Raw genomic sequence first — 22,615 nt, 5'->3', positions numbered from 1 at the left:
TCTAGCTATCTGCATACAGAAGTACGCACATGTATAGCGAGAGATGGTATCTGGGATCGACTAAACAGAATTTGGAAGAGAGAACATGTATCTAGATAAACCGCTACAAGAATACCTGGACGATTTAGCCTCCTCAAAGTCTACTCCGGGAGGTGGCTCTACCGCCGCTTTAAGTGGGGCCATGGGTTCAGCATTGGCCTGTATGGTCTCCCGGCTAACACTGAGCAAAGCTGATTACGCGGATGTGCATCCCGAAATCGAAACGATCCTGACGCAGACCGAGCGGCTGCGTACACGTTTTCAAGAGCTTATGCAGGCCGATATAGATGCTTATGGCAAGCTTTCAGCACATTTTAAGTTGCCGCGTGGAACAGCTGAAGAGAAAACGGCCCGTACACAGGCTATTCAATCTGGACTTGTAGAGGCTGCCCTGGTACCGTTGGAAATGGTCGAGCGCGCCTCCGAACTGGTTCAGCATTGCCAGCGCATCGCAGAGATCGGTAACAAGAACGTCTTGAGCGATATCGCTACCGCGGCCATGATGGCTTCTGGAGCAGGTACAGGCGCCGCCTGGATGGTACGCGCTAATCTAAATTCTATGAAGGATGCTGAACGTATTAGTGCGTTGAATAGCCGCTTAAATGCTGCTCTGGATACTATCCAGGCAGGTAGCCAGCGCGTAGTCGCGATTGTAGGAGAAAGAGCGTGACAGCTGCAATTCTCAATGGGCGTACGATGAGCGCCGAATTGAAAAATGAACTGCGCCAGGAGGTACAGCGTTACGAGCACCGGTATGGGCATGTGCCTGGATTAGCCATTGTGCTTGTCGAAGGCGATGCCGCGTCCGGTTTCTATAGCAAAGCCATTTTAAAGATCGCCAGAGAGATCGGGGCCGCAGCGCGCCTCGAGCCCTTACCTGCGCAGACGACTGCCGAGGAACTGCGAGCCGCTTTGCTGAGGCTCAACAGTGATGAGAGTGTGCACGGGATCATTGTGCAGATGCCCTTACCGGCCCACCTCCCTCAAGAGCTGGTCGCAAACACTATCGCGCCTGAGAAGGACATTGATGGGATCAGTCCAAAGAATGCTGGCAACCTCTGCCTGGGTCTTCCCAGCTTTCAGCCATCTACTGCCGCGGCTGTGATAGAGATTTTAGAGCGCGGCAAGATTCAGCTAGAAGGCAAGCACGTGGTTGTGCTGGGACGAAGCAACGTGGTTGGAAAGCCGCTGGCTTTGCTCTTGCTCCAGAAAAACGCGACCGTCACGATCTGCCATTCGCGCACACCCAATCTGGCGTCTTTTACCAGGCAGGCCGATGTACTGGTGGCAGCCGTAGGTCGCGCGACCATGGTCAAGGCTGAGATGGTACGTCCAGGAGCAACCGTCATTGACGTTGGTACCAATGCCTTACCAGAGGGCGGAATGGTCGGTGATGTAGATTATGCTACCGTGCAGGAGGTTGCGGGCGCGATCACTCCCGTCCCTGGTGGCGTTGGCCCTTTAACCAATGCCTTGCTGTTCAAGCAATGTATTGCCGCCGCCTGGCAACAGGCGGCTCAGCGTACAGAAGCACGTTAGATAGCGTGATGCCCTGCAGGTAGGTGTTCATCTAGTAAACACGTGCTGTATTGAGAAAATCTCTTCTTAAATACAGCACGCAACTCATTCAACCTGGGCCAGCGAAAACCAGAAGGTCGTTCCCTGACCAGGCGTACTTTCCACTCCAATTTCTCCATTGTGTTTCTCTATGATCGAGCGGCTGATATATAGACCCAGGCCAAAACCAACTCCTGATCCACTCAGCACTTCAGTATGCTGAACCCTATAAAATCGCTCCCATATGTGCTGCTGATCTTCTTTTGTTATACCAGGACCATGATCATGGACAGCGATTCTGACTTTGGGACCTTCCACGTTAAGCGAAACCTCTACTGGTTGTTCTTCTGAACTATATTTGAGCGCGTTTGAAAGATAATTCATAATTACCTGCCCAATATGATTGCGATCTATAAGCACAAATACAGGCATTGCAGCATCGGAAGCCTGGATTGTGCGGCGAGGACTTATCTGGCGCTGCTGCTGCACTACCTCTCTTACGATACTATTAATGTCCATCCGCTCAAGTCTGGGATCGAGTTTTTTATCCTGGATACGCGAGATATAGACGATGTCATTGATCAGATGGGTCAGGCGGCGCACCTGGTTATCCGCACGTGTCAGCAAGCGCTGCACTACCTCGATTGTACGTATATACTCTTCAGGGCTGATGCAGGTTTTTTGTCTTTCCCGTGCAATTGTGCGCAATAAAATCTGGATAGTTCCTTTGATTGTGGTTATGGGAGTTTTGATCTCATGGGCTGCAAGACCTAAAAAATCGTTCATATGTTGCTCGGCTTCTGGTGAGACCTGCGCGGGCTCTATCTTTCCGTGTCTGGAGGCAAGAGAACTAAGGTTTGATTGCTGATGTAGCTGGGAGGCGTGTTCAAATTGCTCATTGATAACAGTATGCAACCGAGTACTGGTTCCAAATGCCGCATCGAAGTGATTCATGATCTGTTCATCTTTTTTTTTATATAATTCCGGATTCGACTCGATCCACCGATGGCAGGTATGAATATAGTTAAAGAGTGCGACGAGAAACATATAGTGTTCTCCTAATAGCCGTTGCAACTCCTTGCGGCACTTGCTTGAGGCACGTGTATGCTGCAAAAAGAGATGAACGATGCAGGAGAAGAATATCGGTTCGAGGCTTGTACCGTTTTTTGGCCAGCTATCTAGGGTCTCAGATATGGTGTGTAGCTGCTGAAGATGCTGATCGATTTGCTCCACAGTAGGGAGTGGTGTTTGGAGCAGAGCCATAATTTCATGTTCAGCTATGCCATATTTGTTGAGCAAGATGCAATGGCTGCGCAAATCATAAGGTATATCACAAGAATATGATATATAAAGGAAAAATTTTTCTTTAAGTACAGGTGGAAGAGGATTATTGATATAGGTACTACGAGTTTGTTGCCATAATGCATCTAGCAGATTGAAGTCAGCCTGGACAGCCATAAAGACAGGAGGAATAAAGCCAAAGTAATGCCCGATCTCGTCAAACACAGGGTCCACGATTTTTTTATTAATATTAGACATGCAAACCTCCCCACTAAAACGACGTAAGTAATGAACCTGGAGCCCAATAAAGTAGAGTAAAGGTAACAATGATACAATTTACATGCTATAGCGCTTATTTTTATTTGTGCATATGTATGTTGTGGAATATTTTATGAAGACCATATATATAGATAGACCCGTGTTTCAGGTCCACTCTGAGAGGTGGTGTCAGCGTATGTGACTGCCCTCTTTGTATGATAACGATTGAGGCATATTCATTAGATGCACGCTAAAAGTATAAGCTGGACATGCATCTAATGTGCAATAGCAGGATTATTGATATAAAGAGGATATAGGAATGTTCGCTATCTGGCTCTGCCAGATTGGCGCCGCCGCGCCGCTGCAGCTTTCTTGCGCCGTTCGCGGCGGTGACGTATCTGGGTTGCTCGTTGGTCGGCTGGGCGTTCCTGTGGTTCCGTTCCCTCAGAGACCGTTGTCCGGGCCGTTGGGGTGGACGTGCGGCGAGCACGACGGCGCGTAGCAGCCAGCGTCTGTAAAAGGATGAGCAGAAGCACCGCCGCCGCCAGGACCAGCACGATAGTGTAGAGAGGTACAACAATCGCCGCCATAGAATCGGGGAAGAGGCTGGTGGAGATGCCGAGATTAAGAAGAAGGACCACGCCAAGCAAGCTATATTCTATACCGGTTAAGATACCGACCTGTTTGTACCAGGCCACTTTGTCGCCACGGCTGCGCATCGCCCGCATGCGTTTCTGCCCGACATAGATGTTATAGAGTCCCATCGCAATAAAAAGTATACTAATAATGGCTGTAAAACGCGGATCAAGGTGAATCATGCACTATTACTCCTGGATGGACGGTCCTGGAACCAGCTCAAGTCCCTTCACCTAAGCCAGCTCATCACACACTGTCAATGTTTTTATCAGAGGGGTGTGCTGATATGATACAACTTTTTGACCGCGAGCGGAGTCTACTTTGACTCTTCGTTTGAGATGTTATATCCTGCTAACAATCCGAAGAATAGTGGCAGCGTGGTCGGATGTCGCTGTAACGTAGGAGGAGCTAATCCAAAGCCACAATGAAGACACACCCGGGCATTGATCGGAACTTCAGAATAATAATTTTAGTAGAAAAGCATATACCTCACCTCGGATCGTAAACAAATAACCCGTAAAGTAAATAAATGCCAGAGTTTTTGATGACGATAGGAAATTTGGGTATATAAAAGACGCTCTAATTGCTCTATATTTTAGGCAATAAAACGCTATTAGGGATAGTGGGAGATAAAAATGACATAGGATAGACTTGAGAGGCCATCAGCCCGAGCGCGTACCACAGGAGGCATGCTCTTTTTTTCCTCTGCGTTATCCTATGTATTTATGTTGATGTTGTATGTGTATAGAATGGGTAACCTGTGTAGGTGCTCCCAGTCCAGGCTTTGTTGATTCAAGCGTTACGTGTCAAGTTCGTTTTTCTCGGACGCCAATGTAGAATCTGGTATTTTTATCGGTGATCGCCAGCGTAAGCCAGAATGTACTATCGTATATAGGGTGTTCTCCTGATAAGATATCGGGCAATTCGGCCTTGACTAACGGCAAAAAAACGCTAAAATCTCTATAGACTATAAATTATTTAGAGGTTTATGAGGTTTGCATGCATATCATTGTTGTTGGCGTTGATCATACTACCGCCTCTATTGCATTGCGTGAGCGCCTCGCGTGTTCTGCGCGTTATATTCCGCAGCAGCTCCAAGCAGCTAGTAAGGTTGCCAGTGAATGTGTTTTTCTCTCTACCTGTAACCGTATTGAACTGTATGCAGTGTGTCAGGATGCTATTCAAGGGCGTATAGACCTACTTCGTGTTCTGAGCGAGATGCGTCAGGTTGCTCTCGATGAATTAGAAGCTCATTGCTATTGTTTTATTGACGAACGTGCAACTGCGCATCTCTTCGGTGTTGCCGCTGGCCTGTATTCCCTGGTTCCAGGAGAGCCACAGATTCAAGGGCAGGTAGTTGATGCACTGGAGATTGCGCAGGGAAGCGGCTATGCAGGTCCTGTGACATCCGCCCTCTTTCGGGCAGCGGTTGTGGCGGGAAAACGGGCGCGCAGCGAAACTGGCATCAGTAAAAATGCAGCCTCATTGAGTCATGTCGCTGTCCAACTCGCGCGTCACCTCTTACCAGATTTTCACCAGGCCAGTGTGCTGCTGATCGGTTCTGGTAAAATGAGCGAGCTGGCCGCCCGTAACTTAAAGGACAACGGAGCGCGTCAGATCGTCATTGTTAACCGTACCCAGGCGCACGCGACCGAGCTAGCGGAGTCATTGCAAGCAACATTACGACCCTTTCAAGAACTATCGGCAGCATTACTGGAGGCCGATGTTGTTATCAGCTCAACCAAAGCGCCGCATGCCATCCTTACGCCTGAAATAATGGCACAGGTTATGCGGCAGCGCGGAGAGCGCTCCCTATTGATGATTGACATTGCACTCCCACGCGATATAGATCCCGCTGTAGGAGCAATTTCAGATATTCATCTTTATAATCTTGATGATCTGCAATCTGAAGTAGAACGAGGAATACAGCTACGCTTATTAGAAACTGAACATGTACAAAGTATTATTGAAGAAGAAGTTCAGTCCTTCCAGCGCTGGCTAGCCTCCCTCAGTGTTGTGGATACTATCAGTGATCTACGGCAAAAAGCTGATGAATTACGCCAGCAGGAATTAACGCGTATACTACGCCAGTTCTCCTCTACTCTCTCGGAACGAGAAGTAGCGGCTGTACAAGAACTGACAAAACGCCTTATGAATAAACTATTGCATACGCCTATGTTACGACTAAAGGACGCGGCGGCGGCCGGTCAAGGACATGTTTATGCTGAAGCTATGCGTTATCTGTTTGATTTAGAAGAGAATAATCATGAGAGTGACCATCGGAACGCGAGCCAGCAAGCTCGCCATGACCCAGACCCAGTGGATTGTCCAGAGATTACGTCAGCAGTGGCCAAACCTTGACGTTGTTATTGAGCAGATTCATACGACCGGGGACCGCGTTACGAGCGTGCCCCTCTCTCAGATTGGCAGTGATGGTGTGTTCGTTACCGAGATCGAGCACGCTCTGCATGAGGGCCGCATCGATCTGGCCGTTCATAGCTTAAAAGATCTACCAACGGTACAGCCAGACGACTTACGGCTGGTGATTGTCGGCCCGCGTGAAGATGTACGTGATGTCTTTGTGTCTCGCGTCCCCTTTCAGATCAGCGAAGGGAGGCTGGGGCCAGTAGAAGAGTCTGCCGATCTTTCAGATGCGTTGCGTATCGGCACCTGTAGCTTGCGGCGTACCGCGCAGATTCGAGATCTGGCACCTCATGCTCAGATTCTATCGCTGCGAGGAAACGTGGATACGCGCCTGCGTAAGCTGGATGCTGGTGATTATGATGGCATCGTTTTAGCCTCCGCGGGCCTGCATCGCTTAGGCATGCAAGAGCGGCTGGCGGAACGGCTGACGTACTTTCCTGTTGAAAACCTGCTGCCAGCCCCGGGGCAGGGTGCCCTCGCCCTCGAATGCCGCGCTGATGATCGCATGCTAGAGTTGTTGGCTCCGCTTCAGGATGAACAGGTGCTGGCCACGACGACCGCTGAACGTATGTTTATGCGTCGTCTGGGGGCGGGCTGTTACCTACCGGTGGCTGCGTACAGTACCATTAAAGCGCAGATACTGGAAATCGCCGGTATTGTGGCCAGCCTGGATGGCCTGAGACGTATCCGTGTACGACAGTCGATTTCCTGGACAGAACATTCTACCATAGCCGAGGCTGAACAACTGGGTATTGCCCTGGCCGAGCAAGCGCTGGCCCAAGGTGCGCGTGAAATCATCCGGGAGTTAGCCTTACCTCGCGATCGGGAGCATCTCAATGTCTAAGCCAAGCATTGTCTCGTTACAGGGAAAACGCATCCTGGTGACCCGTACCAGGGAACAGGCGAGTGCTCTATGTGAACGCCTGCGCTCGCTGGGTGCTATTCCCGTCGAATTCCCGACCATTCATATCGTGCCGCCAGAGGACTGGACGGAACTGGACCGAGCCCTCCGGCGTTTATACGCGCATGATGGGTCCGCTTATGATTGGTTGATTTTGACCAGTGCCAATGGCGTGCATATCTGCATGCAGCGCCTGCAAACGCTCGGCTACGAGCCAGCCGACCTGCAAAATAATCAGGGGCTGCGGATCGCCACTATCGGTCCTGCGACCGCAGCTTCTCTGGCCCAATACGGAGTTACCGCTGACCTGATCCCCGACGAGTATATCGCCGAAGGAGTCATCAATGCGCTTCAGCAAGATGCTGTGGCGCGCCAGGTTCCCCTGGCGGGGCAGCGCATCCTGTTAGCGCGCGCCGCAGAGGCACGTAAGATTCTCCCCGCCGAGCTACGCCAGTCCGGCGCGCAGGTAGACGAAGTGCCAGCCTACTATACCGTTCCCGTGGCACGGGACGACGAGCGTGGCCGTGAAGTACTACGCTTATTGCAGCAAGGCCAGCTTGATATTTTGACCTTTACCAGTTCTTCTACCGTTCGCAATTTTGTCGCCTGGCTACAGAGTTGTGTTGTTGAAGGAGCCATCCCCGCGTTAGATGACGTACAACAGCACGTACAGGTCGCCAGCATTGGTCCCATTACTTCACAGACCGCGCGTGAACTGGGCCTCAATGTTGATATTGAGGCCACAGAATTCACCATCGAGGGGTTAGTGCAAGCAATAGTTTTATATGAGGAAAATCATGGTAGATCAAGCAACCACAACACATACAGATAACGTTTCTCAGCGCGAGACACAGGCCGCACCGTCGCAGCCGAAGCCAAAGCAACCCCGTCAGCTCGTTCGCTTTAGTTTCTATAAATTGGATCCACAGTGGCAGCGCTTACCTGCTGATGTACGCGAGCAGGGTAAGCAGCAGCTCAAGCAGATGTATGCCGACTACGCCGCCCAGGACGAGCTGATCCGCAGTTTTGCCCTTTACGGTGTGCGCTCTGACGTAGATTTTATGATCTGGCAGGCGACCTATGACATCGAGCAGCTACGTGCATTTAGCAGCCTGGTACGTCGCAGCATCATGGGGCCATACCTGCGTGAAGAGCGTTCAATGCTATCTATGACGAAGCGTTCCGTCTATGTCGGAAAAAATGCCCGTGGCGCACACGATCCACGCCTGGTGATTACACCTGAAGATAGAAAATACCTGTTTGTCTATCCATTTGTGAAGACCCGTCCCTGGTATGCACTGCCAATGGAAGACCGCAAGCGCATGATGGGCGAGCACATCCGAGTAGGCCTCAAATATCCGAGTGTCTCTCTGAACACGACGTATTCATTTGGTATCGACGACCAGGAATTCGTAGTAGCCTTTGAAACTGACAACCTCTCGGATTTCCTGGATCTGGTACAGGAACTGCGCGAGACCGAGGCCAGCATGTACACGTTGCGCGACACTCCCATGTACACCTGCATTGCCGAGCCATTTGCCGATATTCTGGATGCGCTTGGTGCCTAGCAAGACAGGGATGATAGGGAGAGATTACATGCTCACAACAAATTCTGAAACCTTTTCGCAGGAGCGTTCGCATCAGCTATACCAGGAGGCGCAGCAACTCCTGCCAGGAGGCGTAAATAGCCCGGTGCGCGCCTTTCGAGGGGTGGGTGGTGATCCCGTGTTCATTGAGCGCGCGGACGGCCCATATCTCTATGATGTAGATGGACACCGCTATCTGGATTATGTACAGTCCTGGGGTCCTATGATCCTGGGCCATACACATCCAGTGGTGCTAGATGCTGTGCAGGCGGCCGCCCAGCGTGGCTTTAGCTTTGGAGCTCCTACCGAGGCCGAGAGCGAACTGGCACGCCTGGTAATCGAGTGCGTGCCTTCGGTTGAAATGATTCGCTTTGTGAACTCTGGTACAGAGGCGACCATGAGCGCGTTGCGCCTGGCACGCGCTTATACCGGACGCGACAAAATTATCAAATTTAGCGGTTGCTATCATGGACACGCCGACATGCTGCTGGTGCAGGCTGGCTCGGGTGTAGCAACGATGGGACTGCCAGATAGTCCAGGCGTCCCCGCGCAGACGACGCAGAACACCCTGACCGCCGATTATAACAATGCAGCCGAAGTAGAGCAGCTCTTTGCCAGTTATCCCGATGATATCGCGGCTGTGATCGTGGAACCGATCGCCGCCAATATCGGACTGGTGCCACCCGCGGCCGGCTTTCTGGAAAAGCTACGCGAATTGACACAGAAGTATCGTGCTGTCTTGATCTTTGATGAGGTCATGACTGGATTTCGTGTGGCTCTGGGTGGCATGCAAGAACGCGTCAAGATAACACCTGACCTGACCTGTTTTGGCAAAATTATTGGTGGTGGTTTACCTGTAGGAGCCTATGGTGGTCGCAGAGAGATCATGGAGATGGTCGCGCCAGCAGGACCTATGTACCAGGCTGGTACGCTCTCTGGCAATCCACTGGCTATGGCAGCAGGCATCGCTACGCTAAGCGAGCTACGCAAAGCTGGCCAATATGAAGAATTAGAAAGAAAAGGACAGCGCTTAGAGGAAGGCTTCAACAAAGCCTTACAGGACAACAATGTTGAGGCAACCTTTCAACGTATTGGTGCCATGTTCTGCCTCTACTTCGCACGCGAAGCCGTTGTAGATTATCCCAGCGCGAAGCGTTCAGATACACAACGGTTTGCCCGTTACTTCTGGAGTATGTTGAAGCGCGGTATCTACCTTCCTCCTTCTCAATTTGAGTCCTGTTTTATCTCACTTGCGCTTGATGACGATATGATCGAAGAGACTATTCAGGCAGCGGCCGCAAGTGTGAATGCATAAGAGTAGTAAGTTAGGAGAGGATTTGGAAGTGATGAATAATTTTCCGCATGTACGTTTACGCCGCTTGCGTCAAAACGAAACAATACGCAGCCTGGTGCGAGAGACCCACTTGCGAGTGGACCAGTTAATCTATCCCATGTTTATCGCCGAGGGAGTGCAGGAGCCGCAAGAGATAGCTTCTATGCCGGGTATCATGCAATGGCCACTGGACCAGGTGACCGGGGAGGCCAGGCGTATCGCTGATCTTGGTATCCCGGCCATTCTGCTCTTTGGTATCCCCAATGAGAAAGATGCCGTTGGCTCACAGGCCTATGCCGAGCACGGCGTCATTCAGGAAGCCATTCGTCGTTTGAAGGCCGAGATTCCGGAACTTCTGATCATCACCGACGTCTGCCTGTGTGAATATACCGACCATGGTCACTGCGGGGTCATTCATAATGGCACCGTTCAAAACGACGAGTCCCTGAATTTGCTAGCCCAGATGGCCCTCTCTCATGTGGAAGCTGGTGCGGATATTGTGGCGCCATCAGACATGATGGATGGCCGGGTCGGGGTGTTGCGCCATACGCTTGATGAGCATGGCTTTAACCAGACTCCGATCATGGCCTACTCGGTTAAATATGCTTCAGGCTTTTATGGTCCATTCCGCGAAGCGGCCGGCTCTGCGCCCCAATTTGGGGATCGGCGAGCGTACCAGATGGACCCGGCCAACGTTCGTGAAGCTTTACGTGAGCTTGAGCAGGATATCAACGAAGGAGCTGATATGGTCATGGTCAAGCCGGCCCTGTCCTATCTAGACGTTATTCGTCAGGTAAGAGATCATTGCGATTTGCCCGTGGTGGCATACAATGTCAGCGGTGAATACTCGATGGTCAAGGCAGCCGCCCAGAACGGCTGGATCGATGAGCAACGCATCGTCATGGAGCTCTTGACGAGCATTCGACGCGCGGGAGCGGACATGATTATTACCTACTTCGCCCCCGACGTCGCCCACTGGCTCCGTAGCTAAAGCTTGATGAATATGCTATAGTAGCGAAGAAAGACAGCGCTGGTTATCAGTGATAGCCAGCGCTACTATTATAGGGGAAGACAGCGCTGGATATTCTATACCAGCGCCGCTATTGTTATACCGGTCGCTTCATTTTGCTAGCGATCAAACGACACAGGCCTGCGAACAGTAAGGCTTTACTTGTCTCGCCCATGACTGTAGCGATCAGGCCGAGTGTCAGGCCGATAGAGATTCCGATTCTACCCGCGGGGTGCCGCATCATTTGTTGGAGTGCTCGCATGTATGGCCGCCCTTTTATACTAATAGTGGTTGCCTCTAGCATGGATAGTCTGGCTCTTCCGTAGGGTTCGTAGGCGCAAATCCTACTAAAAGTAAGGTAGCATATATGGGCTATCGCTGTCCATAGGAAACAGCAAAAAAATTGATCGTTGTACCTATAGTGCACCTCTGTAAGCACTTTTAAAAGCTAAAAGATTAAAAAAAGAAAATCCTTCAAAATCCTGTTACCATTCCATATGCTATTGCGTTTTTCTTTGGTATAAGGCTCCTATCCTTATTAAGGATTTTTTAAGGAAATTTTAATGGTTTTCTAAGGGTGTTGTCATCGCAAAGTTTTTAAAAGAGAGAAGTGTTGTGTAATGGTTGGGATGAACGAACTCAATCGCACATATCTGCCGATTAATTCGTATGGCGTCATTGGGGACTGCCATTCAGCGGTACTCGTATCGCCAGACGGGTCGGTAGACTGGGGATGTCTACCGGACTTTGATAGCCCGGCCATCTTTTGTCGTTTGTTAGATGCGGAGCGTGGGGGTTACTTCCAGATCGCACCAACGGAAGGAAACATTCCTGGCTCACAGCGCTACCTGCGCGGAAGTAACGTGTTGCAGACACGTTTTGCCAGCATCGCGGGTGAGATTGTCCTTACGGATTTTATGCCAGTTGAAACACTAAGTGCATGGCCGTATAAGGCAATGAATAATAATACCTGGACCCGCGAAGACGGTTCCTGCCATTGTCTGGTGCGCATCGTTGAATGCGTCCACGGAGAAATGTCGGTTACCATGAGGTTGAAGGTCAGCCCGAACTACGCAGCCGACCCCTGCGCGGTTGAACTGATTCCTGAGCATCTGGGAGCCTTTATTTCCAGTGGTAAGCAACACGTGGCCCTGGCAATTGTAGGGGCGCACTTGCTGCCTTCATATACCGTGCAGGTGGTACAAGAAAATAATGAGGCTCATGCTACAGTTGTCGCGCAGGTAACATTGCGTGAGGGGGAGCGCCTCTTATTCGCTGTTGGTATGGGGCGAACGGCTCAATCAGCCAGACGGCTGGTAGAAGAAGAATTGCCAACCCGTAACTTTGATGCTGAATTAGCGCATACCCTTCATGCCTGGCGCAAATGGATCGTTGGGAGTAGCTACCAGGGTCCGTATGCCGAGTGGGTTGAGCGCAGCGCGCTTGCGCTGAAGCTCATGACATATGCTCCCACCGGAGCTATTGTCGCGGCGCCGACAACATCGCTGCCCGAAGACATGGGGGGAGTACGCAACTGGGATTATCGCTTTACCTGGTTACGTGATGCTACCTTTACTTTGTATGCTTTTAATGTACTGGGCTTCACTGAAGAAGCGCGTGCCTTTACCCATTGGTTGCGTCGCCTCTCTTACGCAAACGGTGAAGATCTGCAAATTATGTATGGTATTCGTGGTGAGCGAGATTTAACGGAATTTGAATTACACCATCTGAGCGGCTATTGCAACTCGAGCCCGGTGCGTATCGGCAATGGCGCGGCTGAACAGAAACAGATGGATGTGTTTGGTGAGGTATTAGACTGTATCCATCTCTATCGGCGCCAGGGATGCTTTGAGCGCTATGGTGAGACGCTGGAAGGGCCTCTATGGTCAATGATGCGCACGCTGGTAGATCATGTGTGTGCTCACTGGCAGGAGCCTGATAGCGGCATCTGGGAGGTGCGTGGTGGATTACGTCATTTTGTCTACTCCAAAGTCATGTGCTGGGTAGCCCTGGATCGCGGTATTCGAGCGGCTGAGCAAATGCATCTGGAGGCCGACCTGGTGCGCTGGATCGCCGTACGTGACCAGATCAGAGCGGATATTCTGATGAATGGGTACGATACCAACCTGGGTGCATTTACACAGTCATATGGGGATGCCACCCTGGATGCATCAAATCTGTTGCTGCCGCTGGTTGGGTTTATCGCGCCAGATGACCCACGTATGCGCTCTACGGTTGATCGCACAATTGAGCAACTCACTGATGAACATGGTTTTGTCTATCGCTATCATGCTGAGGATGGCCTGGATGGTTCCGAAGGAACATTTGCCATCTGCACGTTCTGGTTAGTTGATAATCTAGCTATGCAAGGGCGCATAGATGAGGCTCGCTCGCTGTTCGAGCGTTTATTAACCTATGCAGGGCGTCTGGGACTTTTTTCTGAGGAGATTGATTCTGTAAATAGTACAGCTCTAGGAAATTATCCACAGGCCTTTACCCATATAGCTCTTATCAATAGTGCCAATAACTTAAGAAAAGCAGAAATTCGCATGGCCGAGCAACATACGGATCCACTGATTGCCGCAATTCGTTTGCAGCAACAATAAGTACTGGCTATCTTTATTATTCTCGCAATTATTCATTTTTTTCTGAGGGGACGCTCCTGGAAGCGTTCCCCTCTTTGTTTTGGCGCGCTTGTCTATCTATGCGATAATGAGTCAGGATGACATGTGCGCAAGTATGGATGAAGGAGTATGTGGTCTAGTGTCTGCGATTCATTACCCCGCCACGAGTTTAAAACCGCGACGCGATGAGAGCTTATTAAATGGGCATCTCTGGATCTTCTCGGGGGCCTTGCAACAACCGCCCCATTGGGTTGAAAACGGTGGCATCCTGGATGTAAAATCGGCCACCGGCCAGTTTATTGCCCGCGGCTATTATAATCCGAACACAGATATCGCGATTCGTATCTTGACACGCGATGCCGAAGAGGATATCGACCTTGATTTTTTACGGCGTCGCATCCGCAGCGCGCAGTCCTTGCGCGAGGTGTTCGATTCCGCTCGTACGAATGCGTATCGCCTGATTAATTCCGAAGGTGATGGATTGCCCGGGCTGGTGGTGGATCGTTACGCTGATATTCTGGTGGCGCAGATCCACACAGCGGGGATGGAGCGACTGCGTCCACTGTTGATTGAGGCGCTCATGCAGGAGACGGGAGCCCATGGCATTCTGCTGCGCAACGATGGTCAGTCACGTCGGCGGGAAGGTTTACCGATCGAGGAACCCCAAGTCGTTGCGGGTGATGTCCCCGAGCAGGTACAGGTGTGCGAAAATGGCGTCTCATTTTTCGTTGATTTCTGGCAGGGCCAGAAGACTGGATTTTTTCTGGACCAGCGCGATAAACGGGAGGCTCTGCGTAAATATACCCGTGGCAAGCGCTTGCTTAATTGCTTCAGTTACACAGGTGGTTTTTCCGTCTATGCGGCCTTGAACACGCCACCTGCTCAGGTTACCAGTGTCGATATCTCCGCACCGGCTATAGAAGCCTCGCGCCAGATCTTTACCATGAACGGGCTGGATTGTTCTCCTCATCAGTTTCTTGTCGCGGATGTCTTTGATTATCTAGCAGAGGCCCGTGAAGGGGGTGAGCTCTTTGATGTGGTAGTATTAGACCCACCGGCTTTTGCCAAGTCACAGGGCGCCCGTACACAGGCTCTCAAAGCCTATCGTCGTCTAAACCTGCTTGGAATGCAGGTGTTGAAGCCAGGGGGAATTCTGCTAACCTGCTCCTGTTCTGGCGTGGTGGGGATGGATGATCTTCTGGGGGCTGTGGCGCTTAGCGCGCAACGCCTGCACCGTTCAGTACAATTGCTTGAGTCTTATACCCATGGCGTGGACCATCCTATTCATTTAGCTATGCCCGAGACAGCATATCTCAAATCAGTTTTCTGTCGCGTGCAATAATATGCTGCCCGTCTGGAGAGCGCAACCGTTTCGTAGTTCTGCATGTGGCTAGAAACGGCAGGATTATCATGGTTGATGGACGTGTAGTGATGAAGGCAGCCGCTGGATAGCGGCATTTTCTGATGTTTTTGATTGTATGATATGCTGATAGTACTTGTAACGTTTGCCGGTCAATAAGTCAGTCTGTGGTATGATTTAAATCCGTGTTTATATGTGCCACGAGCTAAAAGTGGGTGAAATATCCTGGTTGAAAGGTAGTTGTTCACTATGGAATTCTCTGGTTCACAAACGATTGCCGCCCCTATCGAGACGGTATGGGCATATCTGCTGGATGTTAACAAAGTCGCTGCCTGCGCTCCTGGTTTTCAGAGCCTGGAGGTCATTGAGCCCGAGCACTGGAAAGCGCTGGTTTCGGTTGGGGTTGGTCCTGTGAAGGCAAAATTCACGCTGGACGTCACTCGACCAGAAATGGTTGAGCCCGAAAAGATGGTTGTGAAAGCCCGTGGAAAAGCGCCCGGAAGCACCGTAGACCTGTCTGGCAATATGAACCTGACATCGTTGGAGGCCAACCAGACGCAGATGGATTGGAAAGCCAATGTCGTCGTCGGGGGGACGCTGGCCAGTGTGGGTGCCCGACTGATGAGTAGTACGGCAGAAAAGCTTACCGGGCAATTTTTTTCGTGCTTGAAGACGAACCTGCAGGCCCCGCAGGAGACAAAAGCAGAGTAGAGGCGGGCGTATTTCGTTCAAAACGAGGCGCGTCGTTGCACATCATATAATGTGCAACGACGCGCCTCGTTTTGAACGAAATACGCTTACAATATGGATATTAAGCGATATTCTTTTCCAGGTTTTTGAAGAAGCTGCTGAGAGAGTTCTTCACAATACCCTGGCCAAGTGGATTGCTGGCGATAGCAACAGGACCTTCGAGCTCCGCATTCCCATTGTAAGTAAGCAGGGCACCATCGGCTTCGTCAACCAGGCTTATCTGAGCAACGGCATTGATCGAACCGCCTTTGCCCTGGCGCAGGAGCTGCAGTTCGAGATAGCTGGGGTCCTGGCGACGCACGATATTGAGATTGAGACCATAAGGTCCGCGCAGGCCGGGCAGAGATGTGGTGATCTCAACATAGAGAGTATTGGGGTTCTCGTAGCTAACGCTATTGGCACCTGGGATACTGGCTTTCAGGACCTCAGGATTGAGAATTGCATTGAAGACTTGAACGCTGCTGGCTTTGAATTTATGTGTTCCGCTGAGCTTCATGTAGGAAAAATCCTTCCTCTTTTTTGAAATATGACGTCCCACCACGCCTGTTGACGAACGCATTTATATGCGTTCGTGTCGATCTATCCGATCAGGCACTATTGTAGCGGTTTCTCCCGATACTTTCAAGTAGGGGGATAGGAACATACCAAATTTCCTAGCTTGCTCCTTATACCTATAAGATATATTTAACTATATGTTCTTTTAGCGTTAATAAGTAAAATATACTATAGATAGCGGTAAGTATATATTTCTGTGATATAATGCTCTGTGTATCTTAAATTGTATCGTATAATAAAAAGAAGTGTGTTATATATCGGGAGCTGTGATGATTTTGAACGAAGAACATAATGAGCAAAATCAGCAAGCATGGTCCTCTCGTGTAGCACGGGAGCGGCAAGACCTCTCTGTTTCTGTTGAGGAAACAATGGGGGATGCCTCTTCAGGGGAATTGGGCTGGTCAGAAGACGATGAGCATGGAATGACAAATTATACTCAGTCAATTCATGAGCCATCGCTGGTGCTGCCACGTCTGCGTTTGCAATCCAGGGCGATTGCGGCGATCCAACCTGAAGGGGATACTATTGTTGATGCAAGCTCATATACTGGTGTTTCTTCTGGTGAAGTGGAAGAGGGGAAGCTCAATACCGCAACACAGAATACGAACATATTGATGCGTTTCGCGCAACGTCTAACTTCGTCTTTTAGTGCCTTGAACGGTCCCTTCCCAGCAGAAGAGGCATCTACGCTGGTATCTACTGCTTCAAACTTTAGCCAGCCTGTTGCCGTAGGGATGAAAGCCTCTGCCCTGTGTGCCATTGCGGATGTAGAGGTGTGCACCGCCTCAACCGTAACCGGGTCAATGCCTTCGGCGCCGAAAAAGTCCCCTATTGTGGCGAAGGATGGACATGCCCGACAACGCCTGGCCGGTCGGACCACGCGCATCCGTCTGGAAGTAGTGCCCAATCCAGCCTCTCAGAAGAATAAGCCTGCGCGAACAGCGCATGGGCAGAGCAGTGACAAGGTTATTGAAGAGATAGAGCAAAAAGATTTTGTAGAACAAAAATCTTTTTTTGATCTGGAAGATAGCACTACCACAGGGATGCATCTTCCTGTACACCATCTACGACGCGAAGATGCCAGTTCGACCAGTGTGCATCTTCCCACCGTAAATGCAAAAAAGGGAGAGAGTTCTAACGGCAATCGTTTATCAGAGGCAGAGAAGGAAATGCCGAGATTTGAGACCACGGGAGCGCTAAAGCGCGCTACCCAGGGGAGCTTATCCGGAACCGCTTTTTTTGCTCCTGGACAAAGGGAGGCCACGGTTGCTAACCCTCATATTACGGCGGCCAGCGTGGTACTGATCACGCTGACTTCAAATCCAGGCCCTGTCGTAGTTCAATATGTCTCTTTGCAGCCGCAGATGGGGTTTACTGTACATCTGACGGCACCCACCGCGATGCATACCTCGTTTAACTATATCGTATTATTAGGTGAATTGTTTTAGATTGCACACCTGACTACTGTGTCATGCAGAGTGCATGGATGGGGTTAGCCGCAGGGCTAGCCCTTTTTTTCATGATCTCTGTTGCATTACCTCATAAACAACAACATGTTTTCCTGCTGCTGTGACCGTTTCATATCGAGAAAATTTTTCGCATGCTTTAAAATAAAAATGAAGTTAAAATGTGTGATGTAAGATCAAGGTTGTGTAAAGGATGGTACTGAGATGTGGTGGTGGAAGGCATCATTAATGCCCATTGCTCATGATCTTATGCGCAGCATGCGTGCATGGAGCCAGTCTGTGACCTTTTCGCTTGAGGATGGTAAGCAGAAAAAAACAATTTATGCGCTGGATGGCGTTCGAGCTCTCGCCTGCCTGGGTGTGGTCAGCTTTCACTTAAATCTCTGGGCCTATGTTGGTCATGTCTGGTCTCCCTTTTTAGACAACTTCGGAGCTATGGTAAGCTCGCTGGCTTTGATTGGTGAGACAGGGGTGCTGCTTTTTTTTCTCCTGTCGGGTTTTCTGCTTTTTCTCCCCTATGCCAAAGCCATGTTGTTTGATGGTGATTGGCCCTCTTTGAGGCGCTTTTATATCCGCCGCATATTTCGTATCCTGCCCGGTTATTATGTCGCCCTCTTTTTGATGCTTCTTTACCTCAGTCCTGACTATCTACGTGCCGCTAATTGGGATAAAGTGTTGCTTTTTCTGACGTTTCGCATGGATTTCCCGGCTACCTATCAGCAGTTGAATGCTCCTTTCTGGACGCTGGCCATCGAGTTTCAATTTTATCTGCTTCTGCCATTGGTCGCCTGGCTGATGGGTCGCGTAGTACGTGGCGGATCGCTGCGTCTGCGCCTGTTCAAGATGAGTTTATGCTTAATCCTCTTACTGGCCTGGGGATTTCTGACGCGTTACTGGGGATTTAAGCTGGCCGATACGCATCAATTAGATGCTGTTGTGCCATATAGCTTCGCACAGATGCTCCGGCCATACATCTTTGGGACGGTTGGTAAGTTTTTCGAGTCATTCGCGATTGGTATGTTTGTGTGCATGTTGTATGTATATCTGCACAACGCGCCTGATGCAGGCAGGTGCAAGCGGCGCCTGGAGCGCTACAGCCCTTTTATGCTCCTGGTAGGGTTGGTTCTATTATTTGTGGTCAATATCTGGCATTATTATGTGATCTACATGATTCATCGCGCCTTTCATTTTCTTGATCCCTACCAGGACTTTATGGAAAGCTATCGTGATATTGTTATGCAGGATGGTTTTTCTATTGCCTATGGTGTTATCTTGTTCGCCATTTTGCATGGTTCGCGTTGGCTGCAGAGGCCATTCGAATGGGCGCCATTGCGCTGGATCGGGTTCGTTTCGTTTAGCCTGTACATGTGGCATGATCCATTTGTTATTTATTTTTTGAGTGCGCTCTTGCCACGATTTCAGAATCTGGGTTGGAGCGGTACGGCACAATATATCGTCTATGTGTTGTGGGTAGGGGTGACGACGATCCCGCTAGCATTTACACTGTATCGCTGGGTGGAACTTCCAGGTATGCGCCTGGGTGAAAAATTATGCAAACGTATTGAGCGCACGCCACGCAAGCTTGAGACCATCACTATACAAGAGCCAGCGCCTGCCAGAAAGATGCCGATGGCACTCTCTGGCTCATCCTCAAGTACCAAAAACGCCATATAATTGTGAATGTGGCGGGCCGTGGATTGGGTATTGATGGTTTTGGGAATGTATTTATGCCGAAGAGGAATCTTTTTCAAAGCGTGGCAGTTTGACTGTAAAACGGCTTCCTTCGCCAGCGATGCCACTACTCTCTACTTCAATGGTACCATTGTGCAGGCGTAAAAACTCCGCGACCACATAGAGACCGAGTCCAACTCCACGGGCCTGGCTATGGCTGATGTTGGGAGCGCGATAGAAGCGCTCAAAAAGATGCTGCTGCGCCTGCACCGGGACGCCGATGCCCTTATCGGCGACTGTCACCTCGATCTGAGGTGTTGCGCCATTGCGCTGAGTCTGAGCTATCGTGATGGTAATGGGGCCGCCATCGGGACTATACTTAATGGCGTTTTGAAGCAGATTAACAAAAATTTGCTGAAGCCGGGCGCGATCGCCGCGTATAATATATGGTTTATGGGCCCTGGTTATATTCAGGCTAATATGATGTATAGACGAAGTCGCGCTCTGACTATGGACCGCTTCCTTCAAGAGATCGGCCAGATTGAGCTCTTCAGAGTTGAGCTCTATTTGTCCACGATTAAGCCGCGTCACCTCTAAAAACGTGTTGACGATATTTGTCAGTTGGCGCGTCTGCTCCTCAATGTATGAAATACTTTCATTGAGGCGCTCTTTGAGCTCCGGTACCACCTCCACGGCTTTTCCAAGCAAGCGGGACATCATCTGGCTATGGGCCAGAATAATGGTCAGAGGGGTGCGAAACTCATGGGCCGTAATGGCCAAAAACTCATCCTTAAGCGCGTTGGATTCCCGCATCGTCGCTTCATTGGTCCGAGCTATTTCTGCTTCTTGTTGCCAGCGTGTCTGCTCAATGGCCAGAGCCGCAAACTGCGCGATCCCTTCGACCACGGCCATATCCCAGGCATTAAAGCCTGGTGCAGGAAGAGGGCGGGTCGCGCCGGGCGTGCGGGAGGTGGCTTTCTTATAGTAAGTTGAGCGATCGAGCAGCATCATACCGAGCAAGTGTTTATTGTGCGTGATCGGAGTAGCCAGTACCAGAGTCTGATTGATGATGTCAGAGTGCTCCTGCGCTGATATGACATGCTCTTCGCTTACCAGGGTTGCATGCCCCTCTCTCAACTGCTCCTGAATGCCATGATGGTGATTCGCGTCTGGTGAAAACCAGCCCGCGTGTTCATCCAACCAGGCTCTAGCCTCGTCTTCCACAAAGCCAATGGCGAGAAGAGGTACGAAGTCCTGCTGCTCTTCCTGATAGATCTGCACTACACCGCGCTCGCAATTGAGGGCGGTCAGCGTCATCGCGAGGACGCGATAGAGGATCTCCTTGATATCGGTAAGGCCTGATACCGCTTCAGCCGCGTGCAGCATGGTGTCCAGAGCACGGCGAATGCGGCGTTCGACCCGGACCTGTTCAGTAATGTCACGAAAGGCACTGACGATACCAATCTTTTGCAGGTTGTTATCGAGTAGTGGCTCAATATTGACCTCGATAGCCTGCTCGCTTCCATCATGGGATGTATCCAGGTAACGTTCACCACGGACGCGTTCGCCGTGCAACGCCCTGGTAAGTGGAAAGTGCTCGGGGGCAATTTGTTGGCCTGTGAGTGTATAGACTGGATGATGTTGAAGATAGTCCGCGAGTTGCTTTTGTGTCTTGCCGGTGAGTCCCAGAAAGCGTTCAGCGTTTTCATTGCTGAGCATGACCTTGCCCTGCGTATCGCATACGATCAGTCCCTCGGTCATAGCGTTGAACACTGCGTTCAGGGTATTTGCCCGTTCGTTGGCCAGGGCTTGCACCCTTTGTGACTCGGCCAGGTGGTGTGCTTTCTCAATAGCAAGTGCGCAATGGGCGGCGATATCTTGCGCAAAGGCGAGATATCCTGAAGAAGGCGGCCTGGGTGTCTGACTGTAATTGACGAATGCAAAGCCGACACAATGTTTATCATGGCTGGGAGTGCATTCCTGCTGATGTGTTAGCTGATAATGTGTTCCGCCAACCAGTAAGGGAATGATCAGGATATTGTGCATCTTCAGGTGCTCAAACCAGGATTGTTCAGCCCGCGTGAGCTGCTCTTGATGTATAAATACAGGATATTGTTGACTGATTGCAGCGCAGCAATTCTCAAAGGTTGAGATCAGGGCGGCAGGCGCGTTGGACACGAGTGGAAGGCAGGAGCGATTCGTGAGTACCAGTTGATTGTGCTCAAGCAGAGCAATGGCAGCCTGGTCTGTGTGGAGTCCTCGCGCGAGATGTTGGACAGCAACTTCCAGTACATCGGGAAGCTCGTCACCGGAATTGACCGCCATAGCGACTTGATAAATAGATTGTGCTCTTTCAATCAATCGTTCCGCGCGCTTGCGCTCTATTTGAGCTTCCTGGTAGAGACGCGCATTATCAATAGCTACCGCGGCCTGCTGGCCGATCGCACGCGCCATCTGTAGCTGATCATGGCTAAATTCTGTACACCGTCCCGGATTATCGAGCGACATCATGCCGACCGGCCGATCCTCGCGAATAAGCGCGACCAGTAAGACCGAGCGTACAAAAAACTTTTCCGCCAGCGGCAGCATGGATGTCTCGGTGGAAAGATCGGGGAGGGAGAGCAAGCCATTGGCACGTAATAATTGCTGGATGACGGGATTCTCAAAGGAGATCGAGCTATGGCGCCACACGCGGTCGGCGGCCTGCAGAACATTGCTTTTAATATTGAGGGTTGACATATGATAGGCGGATGGAAGAAATGTGGTGTGGGAATCATCGAGGAGCCAGACCGTGCAGCGAGAGACGTCACAGACCTCGGTAGCGCGCCTTACAAGCACCTGCAGAATGCGCGTGGGATCCAATGAAGAGGCCAATAATTCTGCCAAATCTCGTAAAAGTTCACTTTCGCGCAAAGCTTTGCGTAGGCGGTTCTGCTCCTGGCTATCCGCAGATGAGAAACGTTTACTTTGCATATATGTTGACCTCTTATAAGAAATGCTATCAAAGCATAAAGACAGGGAGATGTATTGCCAGCAACGGTGCAAACCATGTCTGTACGAGGTTTTGTCTTGTTGAGTCAAAGTGTAGCAGATTCATCTACTTCGCGTCAAGAAATGCGCCAATGCGGTCAAAAGGATCTGACGCCATGCTGGTATCGTGGTGGT

At 50.6% G+C, this 22,615-nt stretch carries 17 protein-coding genes; 13 read left to right on the top strand and 4 right to left on the bottom strand.

What is annotated here, in order from left to right:
- Positions 1-85 precede the first annotated feature (85 nt).
- The gene (locus KTT_RS00965) at positions 86-709 is read left to right on the top strand and encodes a cyclodeaminase/cyclohydrolase family protein (RefSeq protein ID WP_126594205.1); all 624 of its coding nucleotides are present in this window, start codon (positions 86-88) and stop codon (positions 707-709) included.
- Positions 706-1,578 (top strand): bifunctional 5,10-methylenetetrahydrofolate dehydrogenase/5,10-methenyltetrahydrofolate cyclohydrolase, encoded by an 873-nt coding sequence (locus KTT_RS00960; RefSeq protein ID WP_126594204.1) that lies wholly within the window; start codon positions 706-708, stop codon positions 1,576-1,578. Before KTT_RS00965 ends, KTT_RS00960 begins: the two co-directional genes overlap by 4 nt.
- Before the next feature lie 84 nt (positions 1,579-1,662).
- On the opposite strand, the gene KTT_RS00955 is transcribed toward KTT_RS00960, so the two are convergent.
- On the bottom strand, positions 1,663-3,135 hold the full coding sequence (locus KTT_RS00955) for a sensor histidine kinase (protein WP_126594203.1): 1,473 nt from the start codon (positions 3,133-3,135) through the stop codon (positions 1,663-1,665).
- Between the two features lie 326 nt (positions 3,136-3,461).
- On the bottom strand, positions 3,462-3,953 hold the full coding sequence (locus KTT_RS00950; protein ID WP_126594202.1) for a hypothetical protein: 492 nt from the start codon (positions 3,951-3,953) through the stop codon (positions 3,462-3,464).
- Between the two features lie 817 nt (positions 3,954-4,770).
- Here KTT_RS00950 and hemA point away from each other — a divergent pair.
- From hemA to KTT_RS00905, 9 genes are all read left to right on the top strand, one after another.
- Entirely contained in the window at positions 4,771-6,132 is a 1,362-nt protein-coding gene (hemA, locus tag KTT_RS00945; RefSeq protein WP_126594201.1) for a glutamyl-tRNA reductase, read from the top strand.
- Positions 6,038-7,039 carry a hydroxymethylbilane synthase gene (gene hemC, locus KTT_RS00940; RefSeq protein WP_126594200.1) on the top strand — a complete coding sequence of 334 codons (1,002 nt, stop codon included), beginning with the start codon at positions 6,038-6,040 and terminating at the stop codon, positions 7,037-7,039. The genes hemA and hemC overlap by 95 nt, the downstream gene beginning before the upstream one ends.
- Complete coding sequence (locus KTT_RS00935) at positions 7,032-7,928, top strand: uroporphyrinogen-III synthase (RefSeq protein WP_126594199.1); 897 nt, start codon at positions 7,032-7,034, stop codon at positions 7,926-7,928. The genes hemC and KTT_RS00935 overlap by 8 nt, the downstream gene beginning before the upstream one ends.
- Positions 7,894-8,664 (top strand): chlorite dismutase family protein, encoded by a 771-nt coding sequence (locus KTT_RS00930; protein WP_126594198.1) that lies wholly within the window; start codon positions 7,894-7,896, stop codon positions 8,662-8,664. The genes KTT_RS00935 and KTT_RS00930 overlap by 35 nt, the downstream gene beginning before the upstream one ends.
- Before the next feature lie 28 nt (positions 8,665-8,692).
- Positions 8,693-9,997: a glutamate-1-semialdehyde 2,1-aminomutase gene (hemL, locus tag KTT_RS00925; protein ID WP_126594197.1), complete on the top strand. Its 1,305-nt coding sequence runs from the start codon at positions 8,693-8,695 to the stop codon at positions 9,995-9,997.
- 31 nt (positions 9,998-10,028) lie between these two features.
- Complete coding sequence (gene hemB, locus KTT_RS00920; protein WP_126594196.1) at positions 10,029-11,006, top strand: porphobilinogen synthase; 978 nt, start codon at positions 10,029-10,031, stop codon at positions 11,004-11,006.
- A gap of 638 nt (positions 11,007-11,644) precedes the next feature.
- Positions 11,645-13,630 (top strand): glycoside hydrolase family 15 protein, encoded by a 1,986-nt coding sequence (locus tag KTT_RS00915; protein WP_126594195.1) that lies wholly within the window; start codon positions 11,645-11,647, stop codon positions 13,628-13,630.
- Positions 13,631-13,787: 157 nt separating this feature from the next.
- Complete coding sequence (locus KTT_RS00910; RefSeq protein WP_160145555.1) at positions 13,788-14,990, top strand: class I SAM-dependent rRNA methyltransferase; 1,203 nt, start codon at positions 13,788-13,790, stop codon at positions 14,988-14,990.
- A gap of 267 nt (positions 14,991-15,257) precedes the next feature.
- On the top strand, positions 15,258-15,719 hold the full coding sequence (locus tag KTT_RS00905) for an SRPBCC family protein (RefSeq protein WP_126594193.1): 462 nt from the start codon (positions 15,258-15,260) through the stop codon (positions 15,717-15,719).
- A 100-nt stretch (positions 15,720-15,819) separates the two neighbouring features.
- On the opposite strand, the gene KTT_RS00900 is transcribed toward KTT_RS00905, so the two are convergent.
- Complete coding sequence (locus KTT_RS00900) at positions 15,820-16,254, bottom strand: SRPBCC family protein (protein ID WP_160145554.1); 435 nt, start codon at positions 16,252-16,254, stop codon at positions 15,820-15,822.
- Between the two features lie 334 nt (positions 16,255-16,588).
- Between KTT_RS00900 and KTT_RS00895 the strand changes: the two genes are divergently transcribed.
- Entirely contained in the window at positions 16,589-17,761 is a 1,173-nt protein-coding gene (locus tag KTT_RS00895) for a hypothetical protein (protein WP_126594191.1), read from the top strand.
- Positions 17,762-17,983: 222 nt separating this feature from the next.
- A complete protein-coding gene (locus tag KTT_RS00890; RefSeq protein WP_126594190.1) occupies positions 17,984-19,453 on the top strand; it encodes an acyltransferase family protein in 1,470 nt (489 codons plus the stop codon).
- A 51-nt stretch (positions 19,454-19,504) separates the two neighbouring features.
- Here KTT_RS00890 and KTT_RS00885 read toward each other — a convergent pair whose 3' ends face one another.
- Positions 19,505-22,423 (bottom strand): sensor histidine kinase, encoded by a 2,919-nt coding sequence (locus tag KTT_RS00885; protein WP_126594189.1) that lies wholly within the window; start codon positions 22,421-22,423, stop codon positions 19,505-19,507.
- Positions 22,424-22,615 lie beyond the last annotated feature (192 nt).

Source organism: Dictyobacter aurantiacus (assembly GCF_003967515.1).
Taxonomy (GTDB): domain Bacteria; phylum Chloroflexota; class Ktedonobacteria; order Ktedonobacterales; family Ktedonobacteraceae; genus Dictyobacter; species Dictyobacter aurantiacus.
Note: the sequence above shows the minus strand (reverse complement) of the source record. Positions and strands in the feature narration are given on the sequence as shown.